This window comes from Paraburkholderia sp. GAS42 (genome assembly GCF_050436565.1).
GTDB lineage: Bacteria > Pseudomonadota > Gammaproteobacteria > Burkholderiales > Burkholderiaceae > Paraburkholderia.
The window spans coordinates 50,180-71,156 of record NZ_JBNDML010000028.1; the positions used below are offsets into that span (position 1 = coordinate 50,180).

Here is a 20,977-nt window from a genome sequence, read left to right on the forward strand (position 1 = left end):
CGCGCTCTGCATCGCTTTACGTTTCCGCATCGACTGGCTCGGCGCGCCGCGCGATCCGCCGGCCGAGGCCCGCGCGTTCCGAGAGCTTGCGCACGAACTCGCGGAGTTCCGCCGAAAGCGCCAGCGACAACGCCAGATTCGCCACGGTCAGCACGATCGCCGCGCCCGCCAGCATCAGACGGCTGTCGACCAGGCTCGCTACCGCAATCGCAAGGCACAGACAGAGCGCGTGCGGCACGAGCACGCCCAGCAACGCACGACCGCCGAGGCGCGACAGCACGATCAGCACCGCGCCGTCGATGAGCGTCTTCAGCAGCACGGCAAGCGCCGCGCCGACGAGACCGAACGTCGTGATCCCGAGCCACAGCAGAAGCGCGAGCACCGGCAACTGGACAAGGCTGATGCGCGCCGCGCGGCCCGGGTCGGCACGCGCCTGCAGCAGCACGCGTACGACGCTCGCCGAACTGCCGACCCACACCGACAGCGCGATGATGTGACCCGCGGCCGTCCCGGCGCTGGCCATTTCGCTGCCGACCCACCACGTCAGGAACGGCTGCAACGCGCAGATCGCGACGATCGTGCATGGGGTCAGGATGCCGACGACGAGCGCGATGCCCTGGCGCGCCAGTTCATGCGCATCGACGTGCGACGAAGAAGAAAGACGGGGAAAAAGCGTGCGCATCACCGCGGTCGGCAGAACCGACAGGCGGCTCACCAGATTCTGCGGCGTCGAGTAATACGCAACGGCACGTGCGCCGAGCATCGTGCCGATGATCACGCGATCGATGCTCGCCGCGAACATCTCCGCGCTGCCGCCGATCACAATCCAGCTGCCGTACTGGAACAGTTCCTTGATGACAGGCCAGCGCGGCCGTCGCCAGCGCGTGAGGCCGAGCACACGCCACGTCGACACACCGAAGATGATCGCGCCAAAGAAGCGCGTGGCAACCGCGGTCGCGATCACGACGGGCAGCGTCGGGGAGATCCAGTGCGCGGCCGCCAGCGGCAGGCACTGAAACGTCGCCATGCCGAACACCTGGTTGAGGTTGAACACGGCGAAGCGCTCGGCGCCCGTCAGCGAACCGGCCATCACCCACGTGACGTTCGCGAGCGGAATCGCGACCGCGAGCCACGGCAGGCTCGTATAGACCTCATGGCTGAACGCGGGCGACAGATGCCCGAACATTTTCAGCCACGTCAGCGAGATACCCCAGAGCAGCAGCGCGCCGGCCGTGCCGGTCATGAAGTTGACGAAGAGCGCGCTGAAGAACACCTGCTCGACGCGTTCGTGCGACTGGTCTCTTGCCGCGCGGGCGATCGATATGCGGTTCTCGGTGGCGAGGCTGATGCCCATGTCGAGCACGCCGAAATAGCCGATCAGCGTCCAGACAAGATTCATCACGCCATAGCGTTCTGCGCCAAGCGTGATCAGGTAACCCGGCACCGTCACGAGCGAAATCGCGATCGGGACCGCGGTTCCGAGCAGATTCAAGCCGACGTTGCGCAGGATCCGACTGTCCATCTTGCCCCCAGGTTGGCGACATCACCGTTCATGCGGCGATCGTCAGTTCGCTGCGTGTCGCCATGCGGACCGGGCCCGCGCAAGCCGGAATGCCTCGTTTGACGTATTGGACCAGCGTTCCTCTGCGATCTCGGTGCGCGCACACACAAATCCCGGCACGTCGTGCGGCTTACCGCTCGCCGACGGCCTCGCGATAGACCTGGGCGACCTGGGCAGCCACCACGGCATTGTCGAACCTTGCACGGGCGTAATCGCGGCAGGCCGCCTCGTCCGGCAGCACGCGTTTGCCGCGCAGCGCGTCGGCGATACCGGCAGCGATCGCCCGATAGCCGACGGACGGCAGCACCAGTTCCTGCGACAGCGGCGCCACCGCTTCCGGCAGGCCGCCCACAGGCGTCACCAGCACGGGCGTGCCGGCCGCGAGCGACTCGATTGTCGTCAGACCAAAGCCTTCGAGCGAGAGCGTCGGCACCACGGTCACGTCGGCACTGCGATACCAGAACGGCAGCGTTTCGTCGGCGACGAAACCGACCAGACGCACGTGGTTCTCAAGTCTGCGCGCCGCGATCGTCGCGCGCAGCGCGGGTTCGAGCGGGCCGGTGCCCGCGATGACCAGCAGCGCATCGGGCACCGTCTGACGCACGACGAACATTGCATCGACGAGTTCTTCCAGCCCCATGCGCGACACGAGCCGCCGGATGCAGAAAATCAGCGGACGGTCGGCGGGCAGACCGAGCGCCTCCCGCACCTCGGCTTTTGTCTGCGTCACGTTGAAACGGTTGACGTCGACACAGCCCGGCACGATACGGATCGTGTCTTCGCGGACGCCATAGCGGGTGCGCAGGAGGTCGCCGAACGCACGCGAGAGCACGATATGCCGGCTTGCATTGCGGTAGACCGATTTTTCGATTGCATGTCTGACGATGCGCGAGACGCTGCTGTGCCCTTCCACGGCGGATTCGTCTGCCCACGGCCCATGAAAATGCACGACGCGCGGAATCCGGGCGAACACGCCCGCTGTCGGCGCCGTATAGAGCGCGAAGTGCGACGCCACGACATCGGGTGGCAGCGCGCGCTTCATCTTCTGCGAATGGCGGCGCGCCTGCCACATGCGCGTCGACAGGCGGTCTTCGGCGTCGGCGAACGCCTGCACCTGGCCGCCGGAATCGCCGAACACACGGGCGCTGCCCGCGACGAGGCCACGCACATTGACGCCCTGGGCCGGCAGCGATTCGATCAGCGCCTTGAAGACGCGATCGAGCCCACCTGGCCGCTCGCCGAACCAGTGCATGCCGATCTGCAGCGAATCGATCGGCGCGCTCATGACGCCGCCGACACGGTATCGTGCGCCGCTTCGCCCGCGCCCGCACGCTGCGCCTTCAGCAGGTCCTCATACAGCGACAGGTAGCGCATGGCCATCTGCTCCCAGCTCAACGAGCGCGCCAGTTCACGGGCGGCCGCGCCCATCGCGCGCGCGCGCTGCGGATCGGCGGCGATCGTGCTGATCGCGGCGGCAAGACCTTCGATATCTTCGGGACTGTCGAGCACGACGCCGCACGCCGGGTCGATCACTTCGGCGCCGCCGGAAGTCGCGACCGTCACGACCGGCAACGCGCTGGCGAGCGCTTCGAGCACGACGAGGCTCATCGCCTCATAGCGCGACGGAAACACGAACGCATTCACCGAGCGCATCAACGCAGGCATATCGCGCACGAAATCGACGAAATGAACGCGCCCGGTGACGCCAAGCGTGGCCGCGAGCGCTGGATACGGACTGTTGCGCAAGCCGCCCGCCACCACCAGATGCACGTGAGACGGCGTCGAGACCAGCGCGTGCAGCACGGCGTCGAGATTCTTGCGCGACGTCCGCAGATCGCCGGCGAACAGCAGCAGGAACGGCGCGGCCGGCAGATTGAAGCGCTCACGCTCCGACGTTCCCGGCGCGAATTCGTCGACGTCGACACCGTTATGGATCACATGCAGACGCCCCGCGTCGATACCGGTGGCCTGCACTTCAGCGGCGACTTTCTGCGAGACCGGCACCACCCTGCGTGCCGCGCGGAACGCCCGCTTCTCGCACCATGCGTTGACCCGCGTGAAGGCCACCTGATAGGCCGCGTACGCGCCGTGGCGAAGACTGAACGGATAGAAACCGCACCGATACCAGCCGTCGTGCACGAAATGCACACTGTTCACATCCGCGCGCGCCCACGTGATGAAACCGTTCACGTGGATGAGGTCGAATTCCGTGCGATGTGACGCGATCCATGCACCGCTCTTCAATGCGAAAACCTGATACTTCAGCAACCGCGTCGGAAGCCGGCTCTCACGGATCGGTACGAAACGCAACAATGGATGCGCGCGCAACGTGTCGTCGATCTGCGAACCGAGCACCGTCACCGCATGACCGGCCGCGAGCAACGCGCGCACGATCTCGTAGTTCACGCGCCCCTGGCCATCGTGATTGCCCACGACATGCGTCACGATCAGTATTTTCATGACGTGACTCCGTCACGTGTTGAAACGGCCGGTACCGTGCGCGGTCCGTATTGAGGAACGACGACTGGGGGTGGCGCGGGCGCGTCGGCCCGACGTTTCGCGGCCGCGCGACGCGCGGCCGCTTCAGCCTCGCGTGCATAGCGTAGCCCGTTGACCGGCATCAGCACGCCGATAAAGAAGAACATGCCTGTCATCCCTGCCAGCGTGTTGGAGAAAATCATCATCGCGACGATGGCGACAGCGATACCGACACCCGACACAGCGAAGCGGTCATGCGGCCGCGCACGGCTCGCCGCGAACGCGCGGGTGATCAGCGTGGCAATGCCGGCAACGTAGAGCAGCGTGCCCGGCCAGCCCATCGTGTAAGGCACTTCCATCAGACCGCTATCGAGCACGGCGATCACCTCCGAGCCATTGTCGGCGAGCTTGCTCGCGGTCCCCGTCGTACCAAAGCCCTGGCCCGAGATGTCGGTCAGTGCACGCGTCATGAAACTCGAATACATCGCGGCGCGCACCTGGTAGCTGTTGTCTTCGCCAAGGTTCTGGACCGTTCCAAGCCGCGAGCCGAAATTCTTCGATACCTCATCGATCATCGTGACCGGCAGGCAGATCACCACACAGGCAACGATGCCGGCGATCAGGCGCATCCGGCTGCGTCCATCGAGCATCATGACCGGATAGATCAGGCCAAGCAGAAGACCGCCCCATGCGCTGCGCACCGAGGTAAACATCAGCGCCGGCAACGCGATCGAAGCGGCTACGCGCAGCTTGCCCTTACCCGCGAGCGCCATCAGGATGCATACCAGCGCGGTATTGGCGAACGGACCGGACGAATTCATCGTGCTCGATATCCGCAATCCAAATGGCACCGGTTCGCCTTCCGATGTCATCCCGGATGCGACGTGCCAGAACACGTCCCACGGCGGCGGCGAGATGAACTGGTAGATGCCATAAACACCCATCAGAATGGCGCCAAAGATGAATGTGTTCAGCAGCACACGCTGATAATCCGGATATTCACGCCACGTAGCGACCATACGAAAGCCGACCAGCGCAGGAAATATCGCCGTGGCAAGCGCGAACGTCGCCGCGGAAAAGCCCGCACGCGTCACGCCGATGAGCCACGTATACAGCAGCGCCGACAGGACCAGCGCGAGCGGCATCGCGCGGCGCTGGCCGAGAATCTTCATGTCGGTGATGAGCGCGAGGCCGGATATCGCGGCACAGGCAAGCGGCGCCACCATGATCGTACTGACTGGATTGAAGCCGCCCGCGAAAAAGTCGCCTATGCGCCGGAGTTCGGCCGATAGAAAAAATACCCAGCACGTAAACCCGAGATAGTGCGCCGGATGCACGCGATACAGCCACAGCGCGATCAGCACCGCGGCGGCCGGATAAAACAGTTCGACCATCCGTCCCATGTGCATGAAGCACATCACGAACATGACGAGGAACATGCCGGCGGGCACCGAAACCGGGCCGATATGGCGCTTCTTTTTCGCCCTCGCGACCGGCGCATGCCGCATCCCCGCGTAGTGATGCAGATGCGGATGCGCCGGCTGCGCCCACGCCGCCGGGTCCCTTTCGGGCGGCTCCGCGGCGGGCGCGACAGCGCCCGCGCCGCCAGCAACCGGCAGGCCGGCGACGCGACCCGGAGGCAGACCGTCAGGAAAGCCCGCGTTCGAATTCACAGCAACTCGAAGGTACTGACGACCGACAGGCCACTGCGCTCCCGGCGAAGCGAGCTGAACATCGGCTGACCGCCGCCGCGCGGCTGGCGCCGCAGGCCGATGAAAGGTGTGCCGTGATCCAGAAACGGCCCATCTGTCTTACGAAAACCAAACTGCTCATAGAAACCGCGCAGCCCGACAGGCGCGGTCAGACGCACGACCCGGCCGGGCCAGCGTTCAGAAATTGCGTTCAGGGCACGCTCGATCAATTCTTCTGCTGTGCCGTCGCCCCGTCGCGCGGGGCTCGTCAGCACCTTGTCGATCACGACTTCCGGATCCTCGGCATCGCCCGGCTGGATGCGCGCGTACGCCATGATCGGCATCGGGCGGGTCATGTCTTCGGCGGCGAAGAGGTGCAGTGCGCCGTCGTCGTGGCCGTCCGCATCGAGATGGACGTGCCACTGTTCGACCACGAACACCGCGCTACGTGCACGCAGGATCAGATACAGCTCGCGCGCGGTGAGATGCTCGAACTCCAGCGTCTTCCAGTTCATCACGGTCTCCCCCAGACAGTTCGCTCAATGGCAAACACCCGTTGCCATGGCGCTACCTTACGTCTGCAACCGGCATTTCTCCGTGCGGAATCGCACTGACGCTCAACCTTGGCAGTCCGTTTAATACGCCAACGATGCACAGTCGCGTTCGTCCAGGGCGCCGTGCAATGGGCCTGGATTTACCGGCGACGGGCTCCCTACAACCATGCTGGTGCGATGTCACAATTCCTGAAGGGGTTGAATTCCATGAAAACGGCACTGCGACGCATTCTTTCCGAGTCGGCACGTCTCGACGTGGCACCGGACACCCTGGCCGACGATGCCGATCTTTACGCGGCGGGACTTTCCTCGCTCGCGACTGTCCATTTGATGCTCGCAATCGAAGATGAATTCGGCATCGAAATTCCGGACCGGATGTTGACCCGGCGCCTCTTTTCGAGCATCGATTCGCTCGCGGCCGCCGTCAGTGAGCTTCAACAGGCGCAGGCGGCAGCATGAACGCCCCGCTCGCGCAGGATGCCGTCGCGCTCGGTCGCGCAGATCCGCCGGCGCCTGCGCCGGCCCCGCTTGCCCCCGTCGAAACTGAATCCAGCTGGCGTCTCGCGGCCCGCCGCGCCGCTCAGGTGGCGGCACAGCACGCCGATTCGGTCGACCGTGAAGCACGCTTTCCCACCGAAGCTTTCGCCGCATTGCGCGCCGAACGCCTGCTCTCCGCGATGATTTCGACCGAATTCGGCGGAGCCGGCCTGCCGCTCGCCGATATTGCGACGATCTGCGAAATCCTCGGGCAGAGCTGCGCGTCGACCGCGATGGTCTACGCGATGCACCAGATCCAGGTGGCCTGCATCGAGGAACACGGCAGCGATTCGGCGTGGCAGCGCGGCGTGCTCGCGCAGATCGTCGAACAGCAATGGCTGCTGGCATCGGCGACGTCCGAAGAAACGATTGGCGGCAATATGCGCACCAGTGCATGCGCCGTCGAAGTGGACGGCGAGCGCTTTCGCATTGAAAAACTCGCGCCGACGATTTCATATGGCGCGCACGCAGACGGCATTCTCGTCACCGCGCGGCGCACCGCCGAAAGCCCTGCGAGCGACCAGGTGCTGATCGTCGCGCTGAACGACACCATCATGCTGGAAAAGCGCGGCAGCTGGGATTCGATGGGCATGCGCGGCACGTGCAGCGAAGGCTTTCGCCTCGTCGCAACGGGCCTCACCGCGCAGATCCTGCCGACGCCCTTCGCCGAAATCGCCGACCAGACCATGCTGCCGGTATCGCACACGCTGTGGGCCGCGGTCTGGACCGGCATCGCTGCCGATGCGGTAAACCGTGCGAAAGCTTTCTTTCGCGCGCAGGCGCGCGGCAAGCCTGGCTTTGTTCCGCCTTCGGGCCCGCGTCTCGCCGAAGCAGTTGGACTGCTGCAGATGATGCAGTCGCGCCTGTCGGTCGCGCTCGATGCCGCGCGCGTGGCGCGCCGTGCGTCGCAGGCCACGGAGCAGGCCGACGCACCGCTCGCCGCGATGCTCGGCTTCGCGTCCGACATGAATACGCTGAAAACCAGCATTTCGACCATGGCACTCAAGGTGGTTCACGAAGTGTTGATGATCTGCGGCATGGCGGGCTACAAGAACGGCACGGAATACAGCGTCGGGCGGCATCTGCGCGACCTTTACTCGGCACCGCTGATGATCAATAACGACCGTATCGCACAGAACACGGCAAGCCTGCTGCTCGCGCAGCGGCCAGCCACTCCGGGGAGAGCATGACCATGAATACGATGACCGATGCGGCCGCGCTCGCCGCCGCTGCTACGCGGACGGATGCGCCGGCATTTCGGGAGGGGCTCTTCGCTCACGGCATCCTCATCGATACCGGCGAAAACGGCCTGTACGGCCGCAGCCAGGTGTTCGAAAGCGTCGTGGACGGCCTGAACAACGCGATCACGCACCTGGGCGCCGACCAGCACCCGGAATTCCTGCGTTTTCCGCCGGCAATGCGCCGCACCGACTTCGAGGACAGCGAGTACCTGAAGAGCTTTCCGAATCTCGCGGGCACGATCCACTCGTTCTGCGGCAACGAGGGCGATCACGTTCGCCTCCTGCGCTGTCTCGACGACGCGATGAAAGAGAGCGACGACGACCGCAGCCAGGAATGGATGAAATACCAGAAGCCGACGCGGCTCACGCTGACGCCCGCGGCCTGCTATCCGATCTATCCGGTCATCGCGCGACGCGGCCCGGCGCCGGCCAGCGGCCACACGGTCGACGTGCTGTCGTACTGCTTCCGTCATGAGCCGTCGGTCGATCCGGGCCGCATGCAGATGTTCCGTCAGCGCGAATATGTGCGGATCGGTTCGCCGGAACAGGTAATGGCATTCCGCCAGATGTGGATCGAACGCGGCTCGCTCCTGATCGATCTGCTGCGTCTGCCGGTCGAAGTCGATCTCGCCAATGACCCGTTCTTCGGTCGCGGCGGCAAGATCGTCGCCGACAGCCAGCGCGCGCAGGCGCTCAAGTTCGAGCTGCTGATTCCGGTCGCGCTGGACGACAGCAAGACGGCGTGCCTCTCGTTCAACTACCACATGGACCACTTCGGCCTCATCTGGAAGCTGGCCTGCGAAGACGGCTCGGTCGCGCATACGGGTTGCGTCGGCTTCGGCATGGAACGCATCACGCTCGCCCTCTTCCGCCATCACGGCTTCGACGTTCACGCATGGCCCGACGATGTGCGCGGACTGCTGTGGGGCGATACGAAAGCTCGCATCGAACATGGCCTCGCCGGAGCCGCCACATGAATCCACCGCTCATGACCGCCTGGACGAATCCCAACGTGATGCCGCGACGCGACCACGAACCCCACGTGCTGCATCAGGGTGACCGCGTCTGGCAGGAAACGAACTGCTACGTCGATCTGTGGATCGAACTGCTGCACGGCCTCGGCCTCGATCCGCGGCCTGCGTTCGCATTCACGGTGACGCAGGACTTCGAAGGCGACCAGTTCACGTTCTTCAAGTTTCCGCTCGAAGATATCGAGCGGCTGTACGGCGTGCAGGTGCAGGAACTCGCCATCTACGACTCGCTCGAAGACCGCGTGTTCGCGCAGACGCAGCGCGGCCATACGGTGCTCGTCGAGGTCGATGGCCACTACCTGCCGAATACGCGCGCGACGTCGTACAGGCGCGACCATCCGAAGACCACGATCGGCATCGACTTTATCGATCCGGTCCGGCACAGACTGGGCTATTTCCATAACACGGGCTATCACCATCTCGAAGGCGAAGACTACGACGGCGTGTTCCGCAAGCTGCCGCAGTTTTGCGGCCAGCCCGACCTGCTGTTTCCGTATGTCGAGTTCGCGAAGAATGCGCGGCCGGCACTGGAAGGGGCGGCGCTCGCCGAAGCGTCGGCGGAACTGCTGTGCGCGCATCTCGCGCGCCGGCCGATGCGCAATCCGGTCTCGATGTGGCGCGAAGTATTCCCGGAACATCTCGAGCGCCTGCTCACGCGTGGCGAGTCGTACTTTCACCTGTATTCGTTCAACCTGATGCGGCAGCTCGGCGCGAACTTCGAGTTTCTGTCGAAGTATCTGCTATGGCTGGCGGCGCAGGGTTACGACGTGCCCGCGTCGATTCCGGCGGCCGCGCAGCAGATCGCCTCGGAAGCGATGGTGATGCAGTTCCGGCTCGTGCGCGCGGTCACACGCAAACGCCACGACCTGTGCCAGGACTGCTTCGACGTGCTCGAGGCTGCGTACGAGCGTACGATGTCGCCGCTCGCCGCGCTGGCGCCTTGACACGCGCTTCCAGACGCGCGTGCATCACGCGAGCCAGCCATGCGGGCGCCGCCTGATCTGCGGGACCTGATGACGCGTCCTGACGACAATGTCGCGCAGGTCTGGCCGCTCGCGCTTTCGTCGGGCTGGCATTGCGTGACCACACCCGCAGGCGCGTGCGCGACGCCCGCCGACTGCCCGAACGAAGGCTGGCTGGCCGCTGACGTGCCCGGCACTGTAGCGTCCGCGTGGCGCGCGGCGGGCCGTCTGAACGCCGGCCATCCGCCGCGCTTCGCGTACGACGATCACTGGTACCGTGTCGCGCTGTCCGGCCATGGCCACCGGCGTCTGCGCCTGCACGGCCTCGCCTCGATCACCGAAGTGTGGCTCGATGGCACGCTGATCCTGCGCTCGGACTCGATGTTCGAAGCGCACGATATCGATATCGAACTCAACGGCACGGCCGCGCTCGCGCTGTGCTTCCGCTCGATCACGCCCGCGCTCGAGGCGCGCCGTTCGCGCGCCCGCTGGCGACCGCGGCTCGTCAGTCCGCCGACGCTGCGCAACGTCCGCACGACGCTCCTCGGACATATGCCGGGCTGGTGTCCGCCACTGCAGGCGGCCGGCCCGTGGCGGCCCGTCGAGCTGCTCGGCGGCTCGCCTCACGCGTTCGATACCGTCGACCTGTCGAGCCGGGTGGAGGGCAACGATGGCGTCGTTTCGCTCACGCTGACCTTCATCGATGAGCAGATTTCGATGCCTGCGGCGCAACTCACGTGCGGCGGCGTCGATGCGACGCTCGCCTGGCGCGATAAACGCACGCTGACGGGCTCGCTGCGCGTTCCCAATGCCAACCGATGGTGGCCGCATACGCACGGCGTGGCGAGCCTCTACGACGTCGCCCTGAAGCTCGGCGACGTTCCTGCGTCGATCGGGCTCGGGCGCGTCGGCTTCCGCACGATCGAAGTCGATCGTGGCGCCGACGGCGAAGGGTTCGGGCTGATCGTGAACGGCGTTCCCGTGTTCTGCCGGGGCGCGTGCTGGACGACAGCGGATCTCGTCACGCTTGCCGGCACACCGGCGCAACTCGAACACGCGTTTGCGCTTGCCCGTGACGCAGGCATGAACATGCTGCGCGTCGGCGGCACGATGGTGTATGAGTCGGATGCGTTCTACGCACTCGCTGACCGGTTCGGCATCCTGATCTGGCAGGACTTTGCGTTCGCGAATTTCGATTATCCGACCGATGAATCGTTTACCAGTCAGACGACGCGTGAAGCGAGCCAGTTCCTTGCCCGCACGCGCCGCTTTGCTTCGCTTGCCGTGCTGTGCGGCGGCAGCGAAGTCGACCAGCAGGCCGCGATGTTCGGTCTGCCGCCGGCCTTGCGCGCGCAACCGCTCTTCACGGAGCGCCTGCCCGCCATCGTCGCAGCCGAAAGGCCCGACGTGCCTTATGTCGTCAACTCGCCGTCGGGCGGCACGTGGCCGTTTTCGACGCGTCGCGGCGTGACGCACTACTACGGCGTCGGCGCCTACATGCGCCCGCTCGACGACGCGCGGCGCGCTCAGGTGCGCTTCGCCGCCGAGTGCCTCGCGTTCGCCAACGTCCCCGACGATGCCACGCTGCACGATGCACTCGGCACGATCCAGCAGCACGATCCGCGCTGGAAGGCCGCGGTGCCGCGCGATCCCGGCTCCGGCTGGGACTTCGACGACGTGCGCGACCATTACCTGCACACGCTCTATGGCGTCGAGCCCGCGCGGCTGCGCTATGAAGACCCGCAACGCTATCTGGACCTGTCGCGCGCAGTCGTCGCGGAGGTCATGACCGACGTGTTCGCGGAGTGGCGCCGGCATGGCGCGTCGTGCCGTGGCGCGCTGGTGTGGCAGTTCCAGGATCTGCGCGCAGGCGCGGGCTGGGGCATCGTCGATGCCACCGGCCGCCCGAAAAGCGTATGGCACGCCCTCGCCCGCACGTTGCAACCGGTGCAACTGCTGATCACCGACGAAGGCCTCGACGGCCTCGACCTTCATCTCATCAATGAGACGGACACTGCGCTCAAGGCGCAACTCGAAATCGTGAGTCTGCGCGCCGGCGTGCAGAAGGTTGCATCGGCAACCGTAGCGGTTGAACTGTCGGCGCGAAGCACACAGTGTCTGCGTGCTTCCGACTGTCTCGGCCAGTTTTTCGACTTGACGTACGCGTATCGCTTCGGTCCACGTTCGCACGACGTAACAATTGCTACGTTGTTCGATGCATCGGGCGGACAGGTCCTGTCGGAGGCGTTTCATCTGCCTGACCGACGTGTCGAAAGCCGTCATGACATCCCGATGGAAGTCGCGCTCGAGCCCACGGAGCAAGGCTGGCAGCTGGTTATCGAGGCACACCGCTTCGCGCGCGCGGTGCATGTCGTCGACCCGCGCTTTCGTGCCGCGCGCGATGTGTTTCACCTCGCGCCGAACCGGCCGCAAACGATTCAACTGATCAGACTCAACCCGGACGATACAGACGCCAGGCCGCAGGGCGAACTACGCGCGATCAACGCGCTCACGCCCGTCTTCTATGGCTAGAGAGGTTTGCGCACACGCGCGAAAGCCCTCGGCCCTCACTCGCAGCTAACCAGTTTTGAATCACTTCTGCCACGCCGCGAGGCGGCTCGGGCGATCCCCGTGTAGTGGGTGTTACAGCGCCGCACGCATTTTCAGAAAGGCCGCGAACCCAATCCGATCAACGACTTGGCGCGTACAAAAATATCCCGGAGCCGGTGCGCGCGTCGAAACGTGTTTGCAGATGTGAAACAAAAACCGTCATTTTTCGAAGCGTTTGACAATGACATGGTTCGCTGCACCGCATCAGCACTCGCTTTCGATCTGACTGGCACACAACTCGCTTAGAGATGAGCGCAACACAACAAGCGCCACCGTACAAGAGGTCAACTACATCGGTCGCGCAACGGGCCATACGGGGCCGGCACTGCAGATCTACCACCGCTCGCCAGGCGGAAGCCACAACGGAATGCAGAAGCCGGATCAAAAAACAGAAGACGCGCACTACGCGGCTTCGTGCGAGGACCAAATCATGTTGACGCTCCAATCCGACCTGCACGGCAATCATCTGCTGGGTGCGCTGCCGTCCCACGAATGGCAGGCCATTGCGCCTCACCTCGAGCTCGTTCATCTGCGTGCTGAACAGTTACTCTGCGATTCAGGACAGCGCATTCATCACGTGTATTTCCCGACGAGCTCGATCATCTCGCTGCTCTCCACGATGGAAGACGGCGGCTCCGTCGAAATCGCTGCAGTCGGTCGCGAAGGCATGACGGGGGTGCCGATCCTCACCGGCGGCGAAACGATGCCGAACCGCGTACAGGTTCAATGTGCAGGCTTCGCATATCGCATGACCTCGCAATGTCTGCGTCAACAGTTTGCGCGCTCGGACCTGATCCGCCGCCTCATGCTGCTCTACATGCACGCCCTCCTCACGCAGGTCGCACAAACGGCAGCGTGCAACCGCCATCACTCGCTCAGCAAGCAGCTGTGCCGGTGGCTCCTGATCGAAGTGGATCGCGTCGCATCGAACGATCTCACCGTCACGCAGCAGCTGATTGCCGACATGCTCGGCGTGCGTCGCGAAGGCATTACGGAAGCAGCGGGACGTCTGCATGCCGAAGGCCTGATTCACCACAGCCGTGGGCACATCCGCATCCTTGACCGTCACGCGCTCGAATCGCGTGCATGCGAATGCTATGGGCTCGTCAAGCGTGAATTCGACCGGCTGCTGCCGCGTCTGCATCAGGCCGAGGCGGTGACCTGAACGGGGACGCGGCGGGAGCCCTATCATGCTCTTCAAGCACATCGCGCGCGCCCTCGACGCGCTCTTCATCATCACGGGCGCGCTGATCGCCCACTGGATGCGCTTTTCGACGCCGATCGAGCTGTCCGATACCGAACGGCTCCTGATTGCGTTTCATTGCGCGCTCGTGCTGCTGCTGTTCCCGAGCTTCGGCGTGTACGAAACGTGGCGCGGCAAATCGCTGCCGGGGATGCTCGCACGCGTGCTGACCGCGCTCATCGCGGCGTCGGCGCTGGGTCTCGTGCTGGTCTTCACGCTGCACCGGATGGATGCGGTGTCGCGGCTCTGGTACGGCTCGTCGACGCTGATTTCCGGCGGTCTCATCATTGCGACAAAACTGTTCGCGCACCTGGCGCTGCGTCACGTACGCCGTCGCGGACTGAATTACCGCACGGTGGCGATCGTGGGCACGCCGGGCTTCGTGCGCATGCTGCTCGCGCATCTCGAACATGCGCCCGAAGCCGGCTTCAAACCGGTGTTCGTGCTCGATACGAGCGCCGACCCCGAATACACCGAAGCGGCCAGCACGCGCATGCATCACGTGCCGGTGCTGACCGATGTCGACGCGTTCGTGAAGAAAACGCGCACCGATGAAGTCAACGAAGTGTGGCTCGCGCTGCCGCTCTCGGAAGAACGCACGATCTATCGCTTCACCAAGCTCTTTCGCGACGACTTCATCAACCTGCGTTTCATTCCTGACGTACGCAGTCTTTCGCTGTTCGACCGCGCGATCGTCGAGATTCTCGGCCTGCCGACAATCAATCTGAGCGCCTCGCCGATTTCGCCACCGCAGTTGTGGCCAAAACTCATTTTTGACCGTCTGTTTGCGCTCGCGGTGCTGACCGTGCTGTCGCCGCTGTTCGCGCTGATCGCCGCGGCGATCAAGCTGACAACGCCTGGGCCGGTGTTCTTCACGCAGATGCGCAAGGGTGCGGATGGCCGGCCGTTCAAGATCTACAAGTTCCGTTCGATGACCGTGCATGACGAGGTGGCAGGCCAGCTCACTCAGGCCTGCCGCAACGATGCGCGGGTGACAAAGCTCGGTGCGCTGCTGCGCAAGACGAGTCTCGACGAGCTGCCGCAGTTCATCAATGTGTTGCGAGGCCAGATGTCGGTGGTTGGACCACGGCCGCATGCGCTGGAACACGACAATCTCTATAAGGATCTCGTGTACGGCTACATGCACCGCTACCGCATCAAGCCGGGCATCACCGGCTGGGCTCAGGTGAATGGGTATCGCGGCGCGACGACGAAAGTCGAAAAGATGGAATCGCGCGTGAAGTTCGACCTCTTCTACATACATAACTGGTCGTTCTGGTTCGACATCCGGATCGTGTTCATCACGATCTTTAAAGGTTTTGTCGGCCACAACGTCTATTGATTCTGTTTTGCCGGGGATTCATCGTGAAGGTTTCCGTAATCGTGCCGACGTGGCGGCGTACCGCTGATCTCGCTCGTTGCGTTGCCGCGCTGTGCGCGCAGACGCGGCGTGTCGATCAGCTGGTTGTCGTTGTACGCACGGAAGATCACGACGCACTTCGATGGCTTGAAGCGCTCCAGAAGATGCCGGACGGAACACCGCTGCGCGTCGCGCTCGTGCGCGAGCCTGGTGTGGTCGCCGCGTACAACCGCGGCATCGAGACATCGACCGGCGACCTCGTCTGTTTCACCGATGACGACGCCGCGCCGCACGCCGACTGGGTCGAACGTATCGTCGCAGCGTTTGCGAAAGATCCGCTGCTCGGCGGCCTGGGCGGCCGCGACATCGTTCACGAACGCAACGGTATTCTCACCGGCGAGAAGCAGACGGTTGGCCTTGTCAGCTGGTATGGACGCGCGGTCGGCAATCATCACATCGGTGCCGGCGCGCCGCGCAACGTGCAGGTGCTGAAAGCGGTCAACATGGCGTTCCGTCGGGAAGCCATCGGGCCCGTGCGGTTCGACCCGCGTCTGCGCGGCAGCGGCGCCCAGGTGCATTGCGAAATGGCGTTCTGCCTCGACGTGATGCGCCGCGGCTGGAAGCTCGTCTACGATCCGACGCTGCTCGTCGAACATTATCCGGCGCAGCGCAGCGACGAAGACCAGCGCTACACGTTCAACGACACGGCGTTTTACAACGCTTCATTCAATCTCCGTCTCATCATGTGTGAACACCTGCCGCCGTTTGGCAGAGGGATGTTCGTCGTCTATGCATCGCTGATCGGCAATCGCGCGGACCCGGGGCTTGCGCGCGCGTTGTCGCTGGTGCTGGCCGGCGAAAGTCTCAAGATCGCGCTGCGTAAATGGTGGGTCGGATTACGCGCGATGCGCGGAGCCTGGCGCGAAGCCGTTCGCCAGGCGCAATAGCAGTACCCGCTAACGCGAGGGACCACTATGACTATCAGAAAATTATCCGCCGGCCTGCTCCTGATAAGCCTCTCAGCGTGTTCGCTGGCACCGGGGCCGTATCTGGACCGTAACCGTCTTGACCAGACCGTCGAGCCGACGTATGCCGCCGACACCTATCCGGTCAAGCCGATCGATATCGCCTACTTCGCCGAAAAGCGCGCCGCCGCGCAGCCGTCGACGTGTCCGCTGACATGCCTGACGAAGGCGGAACGCAACAATTACGCATACCACGTCGGCATCAACGACCAGATCACCGTCATCGTCTGGGATCATCCGGAACTGACGGGCGGCGGCGGAGGCGGCGGCACCACGCCACCGCCGTTGCCGCAGGGTAATGCCGGCGGTTCAGCTGCGCTCTCGCCCGGATCCGGATCCGGGGGCATCACCAGCACCGGTGGTGTCGAGGGTGGACTCGTCGTGCGCGTCGCGAACGACGGCACGATATTTTTCCCGCGCGCGGGCCGCATCAAGGTTCTGGGCATGACAGCGCAGCAGATCCAGCAATTGCTGACGCAACGCCTCTCGAAGACGATCCGCGATCCGCAACTCGACGTGCGCGTCTCGGGCTTCAACAGCCAGGTCATTCAGATGACGGGCAATGTACGAAGCCCCGCCGCCGAATCGATCACGGACCTGCCGCTTTCCGTGGTCGACGCGATCAACCGTGCCGGTGGCGCGCAACCTGATGCGGATCTGCAGAACGTCGGCATCACGCGCGATGGCAAACGCTACCTGGTCGACGTCGCGGCGCTGCTCGAAACCGGCGACCCGCAGCAGAACGTCATCCTGAAAGACGGCGACATCGTCGACGTGCCCGACCGCTCGAACAGCCGCGTATTCGTGCTCGGCGAAGTCGTGCACCCGACGTCGCTGCCGATGAACCGCGGCAAGCTGACGCTCGCCGACGCGTTGACGGGCGCAAACGGGCTCGACGTGAAGACCGGCGATCCGCGCTTCATCTACGTGGTGCGTGGCGCGATCAATCCAGCGCTTGCACCCGTCACCGAGCCGACGGCCGCAGCACCGGTACCCGTAGTGGCAAAGGCCAACGTCAAGGACAGCGCGCTGATACCCCTCGTGTACCGGCTCGACATGACACAGGTCGACGCCATCATGCTGATGACCCGGTTCGACCTTCAGCCGCGCGACGTGGTCTACGTGCAGGTTGCAAGTTCGGCACGCTTTAACCGCTTCCTCGAACAGTTGACGCCGACGATCCAGACCATCTTCTTCACCAAAGAACTGGTCCACCCCTAATCCACGGCACGCGAGATTCATATGAGTACCTTCGACATGCTTGACCCCTCGCCCGCGCCTGGAAGCGATGAGGAAGAGGTAGTACGGGATCTGATACGTATCATTTTCGAACAGATCTGGTGGGTGATCGGCATCGCTGGCGCTGTGATCATGATGTCCGTCTTCTACGCGAAGACGGCCACCCACATTTATTCCGCGGACGCATTGATCCAGGTTGAAACGCCGAATGCCAGCACGTCGAGCGCCGCGGCTATTTCGGCACTGTCGGCAGCAGGCGGCGCGCCGCACACGGACGCGGAGATCGAAATTATCCGCAGCCGGACGGTCGTCGAGCCAGTTGTCGAACAGTTCAAACTCAACTTCTGGACCTCGGACAAGCGGATGCCATATCTCGGCGCGATATCGCACGTCTTCGCGCATCCGGGCAAACCGCTTCCTGCATGGTTCGGCATGCAGAAATACGCGTGGGGCGGCGAGATTTTTTCGGTCGATTCGATCACGGTGCCAAAAGCGCTGGAAGGCGTCCCGCTCACCCTGATCGCACAGGGCAATGGCCGCTACACACTTCTCGATGCGGACCAGCGGGTTCTGCTGACGGGTGCCGCGGGGGAGTCGGCTTCGGCCGGCGGCGTCACGCTTGTCGTGAAGCAGCTCGTCGCGCGCCCCGGCACCGAATTTTCCGTGACGCGCTCCAACCAGCTCGATGCCGTGCTCGGTCTCGCCGGCGGCCTGCAGGTCAGCGAAAAAGGCCACGATACAGGTATCGTGCAGCTGTCCTACTCCGGCGTCGATCCGAAAGCGATCACGGCGATCACGAATGCGGTTGCGCTCTCGTATCTGCATCACCGGACAGAGCGCGCGCAGGAAGAAGCGAGCAAGATGCTGTCGTTCCTGAACAGCGAGCTGCCGCATCTGCGCGACGAACTGAAACGTTCGGAGACAGCGCTCTCCGAGTATCAGGCACGTGTCGGCACGTTCCAGCCTACCCAGGAAGCACAGGTGTATCTGTCTGGTGGTCTTCAGTACGAAAAGGAAATTGCATCGCTGAGAATCCAGCGCGCGCAGCTTCTGCAGCGTTTCACCGCTGACAGTCTCGAAGTGCAGACGGTCGACGCGCAGATCGCCGCAATGGGGCGCGAAAAATCGCGCTTCGAAGACCGCTTCAAGACACTGCCGGGCACCGAGCGTGAAGCGCTGTCGCTGCAACGCGATGCGAAGGTTGCCGAGGAAGTCTACGTCGCGCTGCTCAACCGCATTCAGGAGCTGTCGATCACGCGCGCAGGCACGGTCGGTAACGTGCACATCGTCGATGAAGCACTGGTGCCGTCGGCGCCCGTCAAACCGAAAGCCTCGCTGATCATCTCGGGCGGCACGATGCTCGGGATCATCGCGGGCATCGGCTTTGCGATCGTGCGGCGCAAATTCCTGACCGGCGTCGCCGATCCAGATCTGATCGAGCGTCGCTTCCGTGTGCCTGTGCTCGGGTCGATTTCGTATAGCGTCGATCAGGCGCGTGCCGACCGCCTCGCCTATGACAGAAAGCAGGCTGCACTGCCGCGTGCGCAGGGATGGAGCCGGCTGGCCGGCCCCGCGATGTCGAACGCTAACAGTCTGTCCGTGTTGATGCGTCGCGTGATGCCGCGCCTGCCGGGCGCGACTGTGGCATCGACGGCGGCACGGGAGTCAACCGTGGTGCTGCCCGGCGAACACGCGCCTTCCCGCCCTCTTCTCGTGAAGATGAATCCGTTCGACGTCTCCGTCGAAGGATTGCGCGGGCTGCGTTCGGCGCTGCAATTCGGTCTCGTCGATGCACCGAACCGGATCGTCTGCCTGACGAGTCCCGCGCCGTCGGATGGCAAGAGTTTTCTGTGTGCGAATCTAGCGACGCTGCTCTCCGAATCGGGGCGCCGCGTCCTGTTGATCGACGCGGACCTCCGGCGCGGCCGGCTCGCGCAATATTTCGGCAGTTCCCCTGAAGGCGGGCTGACCGAGCTGCTGACCGGACAGATCGATGTCGAGACCGCGGCACGCGCGACCGGCGTCGACGGACTGCACTTCATCGGCGCGGGCGCGTATCCGCCGAACCCGTCGGAGATTCTCGCGTCGTCGCGGTTCGCGCATGTGATTCATCGGCTCGAACGTGAGTTCGATATCGTGCTGGTCGATACGCCGCCTTTGCTGGCTGTCGCTGACGCGGCTGTCGTCGCTAACGTGGCCGGCTCGACGATCCTTGTGATGCGCGCGGGTGTGCATACGGAACGCGACATCAACGAATCGCTGAAGAAACTGCGACGCGCGCGCGCACGGATCATTGGCAGCGTGATGAACGCAATGCAGGTGAAGCGTGGCGGACGGTACGGCGCGTATGACTATGCGTATGTGCATACTTATACGGTGACGCCGCCTGATGCGGAAACGAAGGACGTTTGAGGGTTTAGCTGCCTGCGTGCCTTGGCGCTTTGGCGCTGTTGCGTATCGCTTCGAATGATGGAATCGCCGTGCCTTTCAGTGTGAACAGGCGCGGCGTTTTTTTCGCGTTTTTTTGGCGTGTCAGCGACGCTTCAAAAGCAGAACGCCGGCTTGCGCCGGCGTTCTGCTTCATCACATCACAGGAAGGTCTTTCAGCGTTCAGCTGTCAGGACAGGCACACGTACTGACGATAGCTGTATTTACGCAGCGCGGGGAAGTGAGACAGCATCTTGTCGATTGCCAGCGCAGGACCGTGCAGCTTGCCGCGTAGCAGATAGGTCGAGGCCATCTGGATGAAGATCATTTCCGGGAACTCGGTGGTCACGCGAAAATGCTTGCGCAGTTCATCCACTTCGCGCGGCGCGAGCGGCGATTCATCGGAGTCGCCGTACTTCGGCACCCAGAATTTACCGATGACGTTATCGCGGAACCACATCATCATGTCGCTCGCGCCGTTGTTTTCCCAGAAGAACGCCCGGCCGCCTGGCTTGATCGCTTCGCGCAACGTGGCGCCGAACTGGTCGAACGGCTCGATGTGATGCAGGATCATCGAGCCGAACACGCAATCGGCGGGCGGCAGCGTCGCAAGGTTCTGCGCCGCGAGCACGACCGGACGGATATTTTCGATGTTCTGCTGGGCACAGTAGCGCTTCAGGTTTTCGATTGCGAGGGGGCTCAGATCGACGCTGATCACGTTCGCGCCCAGCGACGCGAAAAACAGCGACGACGCGCCCGCGCCGCAGCCGAGATCGATCAGCGTCTTGCCGCGCAACGGACCAAAGTGTTCGACCGCGCGGCGAAACACCGGACAGTCGAGATCCGGCATTTCAACGAGACGGCTGCTGTCTTCGCTGCGTGTGCGAAACAAGCCGTCCCAAAACTCAGTAGCCTGTTGCATCGACTGCTCCTTGCACCGGTTGCCGACATTCGCGGCGGGTTCGATCGACAGTAAAAACACGGCGTCGCAGGCGAGTGAAGGCGAGCGACACGGTGT

Annotated in this window: 17 protein-coding genes; 10 read left to right on the forward strand and 7 right to left on the reverse strand. The window is 63.8% G+C overall.

Features of this window, described 5'->3' with window-relative positions; translation table 11 throughout:
- Positions 1 to 16: 16 nt before the first annotated feature.
- From P3T16_RS30590 to P3T16_RS30610, 5 genes are all read right to left on the reverse strand, one after another.
- A complete protein-coding gene (locus P3T16_RS30590; RefSeq protein WP_429256552.1) occupies positions 17 to 1,522 on the reverse strand; it encodes an oligosaccharide flippase family protein in 1,506 nt (501 codons plus the stop codon).
- A gap of 169 nt (positions 1,523 to 1,691) precedes the next feature.
- Entirely contained in the window at positions 1,692 to 2,846 is a 1,155-nt protein-coding gene (locus P3T16_RS30595; protein WP_429345083.1) for a glycosyltransferase family 4 protein, read from the reverse strand.
- Positions 2,843 to 4,021 carry a glycosyltransferase family 4 protein gene (locus P3T16_RS30600; RefSeq protein ID WP_429345084.1) on the reverse strand — a complete coding sequence of 393 codons (1,179 nt, stop codon included), beginning with the start codon at positions 4,019 to 4,021 and terminating at the stop codon, positions 2,843 to 2,845. The genes P3T16_RS30595 and P3T16_RS30600 overlap by 4 nt, the downstream gene beginning before the upstream one ends.
- On the reverse strand, positions 4,018 to 5,712 hold the full coding sequence (locus P3T16_RS30605) for a hypothetical protein (RefSeq protein WP_429345085.1): 1,695 nt from the start codon (positions 5,710 to 5,712) through the stop codon (positions 4,018 to 4,020). Before P3T16_RS30605 ends, P3T16_RS30600 begins: the two co-directional genes overlap by 4 nt.
- Complete coding sequence (locus tag P3T16_RS30610; RefSeq protein WP_429256556.1) at positions 5,709 to 6,245, reverse strand: GNAT family N-acetyltransferase; 537 nt, start codon at positions 6,243 to 6,245, stop codon at positions 5,709 to 5,711. Before P3T16_RS30610 ends, P3T16_RS30605 begins: the two co-directional genes overlap by 4 nt.
- 246 nt (positions 6,246 to 6,491) lie before the next feature.
- Here P3T16_RS30610 and P3T16_RS30615 point away from each other — a divergent pair, with 246 nt between their 5' ends.
- The 10 genes from P3T16_RS30615 to P3T16_RS30660 all read left to right on the forward strand — a co-directional run bounded on the left by P3T16_RS30615 (position 6,492) and on the right by P3T16_RS30660 (position 19,944).
- Positions 6,492 to 6,743, forward strand: coding sequence for an acyl carrier protein (locus P3T16_RS30615; RefSeq protein ID WP_090533874.1), 252 nt, complete (start codon positions 6,492 to 6,494; stop codon positions 6,741 to 6,743).
- The gene (locus P3T16_RS30620) at positions 6,740 to 8,011 is read left to right on the forward strand and encodes an acyl-CoA dehydrogenase family protein (RefSeq protein ID WP_429345086.1); all 1,272 of its coding nucleotides are present in this window, start codon (positions 6,740 to 6,742) and stop codon (positions 8,009 to 8,011) included. Before P3T16_RS30615 ends, P3T16_RS30620 begins: the two co-directional genes overlap by 4 nt.
- Before the next feature lie 2 nt (positions 8,012 to 8,013).
- On the forward strand, positions 8,014 to 9,039 hold the full coding sequence (locus P3T16_RS30625; protein ID WP_429256558.1) for an amino acid--[acyl-carrier-protein] ligase: 1,026 nt from the start codon (positions 8,014 to 8,016) through the stop codon (positions 9,037 to 9,039).
- On the forward strand, positions 9,036 to 10,037 hold the full coding sequence (locus P3T16_RS30630) for a DUF1839 family protein (RefSeq protein ID WP_429345087.1): 1,002 nt from the start codon (positions 9,036 to 9,038) through the stop codon (positions 10,035 to 10,037). The genes P3T16_RS30625 and P3T16_RS30630 overlap by 4 nt, the downstream gene beginning before the upstream one ends.
- A gap of 39 nt (positions 10,038 to 10,076) precedes the next feature.
- Positions 10,077 to 12,587, forward strand: a complete 2,511-nt coding sequence (locus P3T16_RS30635) for a glycosyl hydrolase 2 galactose-binding domain-containing protein (protein WP_429345088.1) — start codon at positions 10,077 to 10,079, stop codon at positions 12,585 to 12,587.
- Between the two features lie 508 nt (positions 12,588 to 13,095).
- A complete protein-coding gene (locus P3T16_RS30640; RefSeq protein WP_429256561.1) occupies positions 13,096 to 13,830 on the forward strand; it encodes a Crp/Fnr family transcriptional regulator in 735 nt (244 codons plus the stop codon).
- A gap of 25 nt (positions 13,831 to 13,855) precedes the next feature.
- Positions 13,856 to 15,250, forward strand: a complete 1,395-nt coding sequence (locus P3T16_RS30645; protein WP_429345089.1) for an undecaprenyl-phosphate glucose phosphotransferase — start codon at positions 13,856 to 13,858, stop codon at positions 15,248 to 15,250.
- 23 nt (positions 15,251 to 15,273) lie between these two features.
- The gene (locus tag P3T16_RS30650; RefSeq protein WP_429345090.1) at positions 15,274 to 16,215 is read left to right on the forward strand and encodes a glycosyltransferase family 2 protein; all 942 of its coding nucleotides are present in this window, start codon (positions 15,274 to 15,276) and stop codon (positions 16,213 to 16,215) included.
- A gap of 27 nt (positions 16,216 to 16,242) precedes the next feature.
- Complete coding sequence (locus tag P3T16_RS30655; protein ID WP_429256564.1) at positions 16,243 to 17,514, forward strand: polysaccharide biosynthesis/export family protein; 1,272 nt, start codon at positions 16,243 to 16,245, stop codon at positions 17,512 to 17,514.
- Between the two features lie 21 nt (positions 17,515 to 17,535).
- Positions 17,536 to 19,944, forward strand: coding sequence for a polysaccharide biosynthesis tyrosine autokinase (locus tag P3T16_RS30660; protein ID WP_429345091.1), 2,409 nt, complete (start codon positions 17,536 to 17,538; stop codon positions 19,942 to 19,944).
- A gap of 4 nt (positions 19,945 to 19,948) precedes the next feature.
- Here the strand turns inward: P3T16_RS30660 and P3T16_RS30665 are convergent, their stop codons facing one another.
- Both P3T16_RS30665 and P3T16_RS30670 read right to left on the reverse strand, forming a co-directional pair.
- Positions 19,949 to 20,116, reverse strand: coding sequence for a hypothetical protein (locus P3T16_RS30665; RefSeq protein ID WP_429345092.1), 168 nt, complete (start codon positions 20,114 to 20,116; stop codon positions 19,949 to 19,951).
- A 33-nt stretch (positions 20,117 to 20,149) separates the two neighbouring features.
- Entirely contained in the window at positions 20,150 to 20,881 is a 732-nt protein-coding gene (locus P3T16_RS30670; protein ID WP_429256566.1) for a class I SAM-dependent methyltransferase, read from the reverse strand.
- Positions 20,882 to 20,977 lie beyond the last annotated feature (96 nt).

What these genes read in the sequence shown, in the direction of transcription:
- P3T16_RS30665 (WP_429345092.1), bottom strand. Translation starts at nt 20,116, where the DNA reads ATGAAGCAGAACGCCGGCGCAAGCCGGCGTTCTGCTTTTGAAGCGTCG.
- P3T16_RS30645 (WP_429345089.1), top strand. Translation starts at nt 13,856, where the DNA reads ATGCTCTTCAAGCACATCGCGCGCGCCCTCGACGCGCTCTTCATCATC.
- P3T16_RS30655 (WP_429256564.1), top strand. Translation starts at nt 16,243, where the DNA reads ATGACTATCAGAAAATTATCCGCCGGCCTGCTCCTGATAAGCCTCTCA.
- P3T16_RS30660 (WP_429345091.1), top strand. Translation starts at nt 17,536, where the DNA reads ATGAGTACCTTCGACATGCTTGACCCCTCGCCCGCGCCTGGAAGCGAT.
- P3T16_RS30630 (WP_429345087.1), top strand. Translation starts at nt 9,036, where the DNA reads ATGAATCCACCGCTCATGACCGCCTGGACGAATCCCAACGTGATGCCG.
- P3T16_RS30640 (WP_429256561.1), top strand. Translation starts at nt 13,096, where the DNA reads ATGTTGACGCTCCAATCCGACCTGCACGGCAATCATCTGCTGGGTGCG.
- P3T16_RS30590 (WP_429256552.1), bottom strand. Translation starts at nt 1,522, where the DNA reads ATGGACAGTCGGATCCTGCGCAACGTCGGCTTGAATCTGCTCGGAACC.
- P3T16_RS30620 (WP_429345086.1), top strand. Translation starts at nt 6,740, where the DNA reads ATGAACGCCCCGCTCGCGCAGGATGCCGTCGCGCTCGGTCGCGCAGAT.
- P3T16_RS30635 (WP_429345088.1), top strand. Translation starts at nt 10,077, where the DNA reads ATGCGGGCGCCGCCTGATCTGCGGGACCTGATGACGCGTCCTGACGAC.
- P3T16_RS30625 (WP_429256558.1), top strand. Translation starts at nt 8,014, where the DNA reads ATGAATACGATGACCGATGCGGCCGCGCTCGCCGCCGCTGCTACGCGG.
- P3T16_RS30670 (WP_429256566.1), bottom strand. Translation starts at nt 20,881, where the DNA reads ATGCAACAGGCTACTGAGTTTTGGGACGGCTTGTTTCGCACACGCAGC.
- P3T16_RS30600 (WP_429345084.1), bottom strand. Translation starts at nt 4,021, where the DNA reads ATGAAAATACTGATCGTGACGCATGTCGTGGGCAATCACGATGGCCAG.
- P3T16_RS30615 (WP_090533874.1), top strand. Translation starts at nt 6,492, where the DNA reads ATGAAAACGGCACTGCGACGCATTCTTTCCGAGTCGGCACGTCTCGAC.
- P3T16_RS30595 (WP_429345083.1), bottom strand. Translation starts at nt 2,846, where the DNA reads ATGAGCGCGCCGATCGATTCGCTGCAGATCGGCATGCACTGGTTCGGC.
- P3T16_RS30610 (WP_429256556.1), bottom strand. Translation starts at nt 6,245, where the DNA reads ATGAACTGGAAGACGCTGGAGTTCGAGCATCTCACCGCGCGCGAGCTG.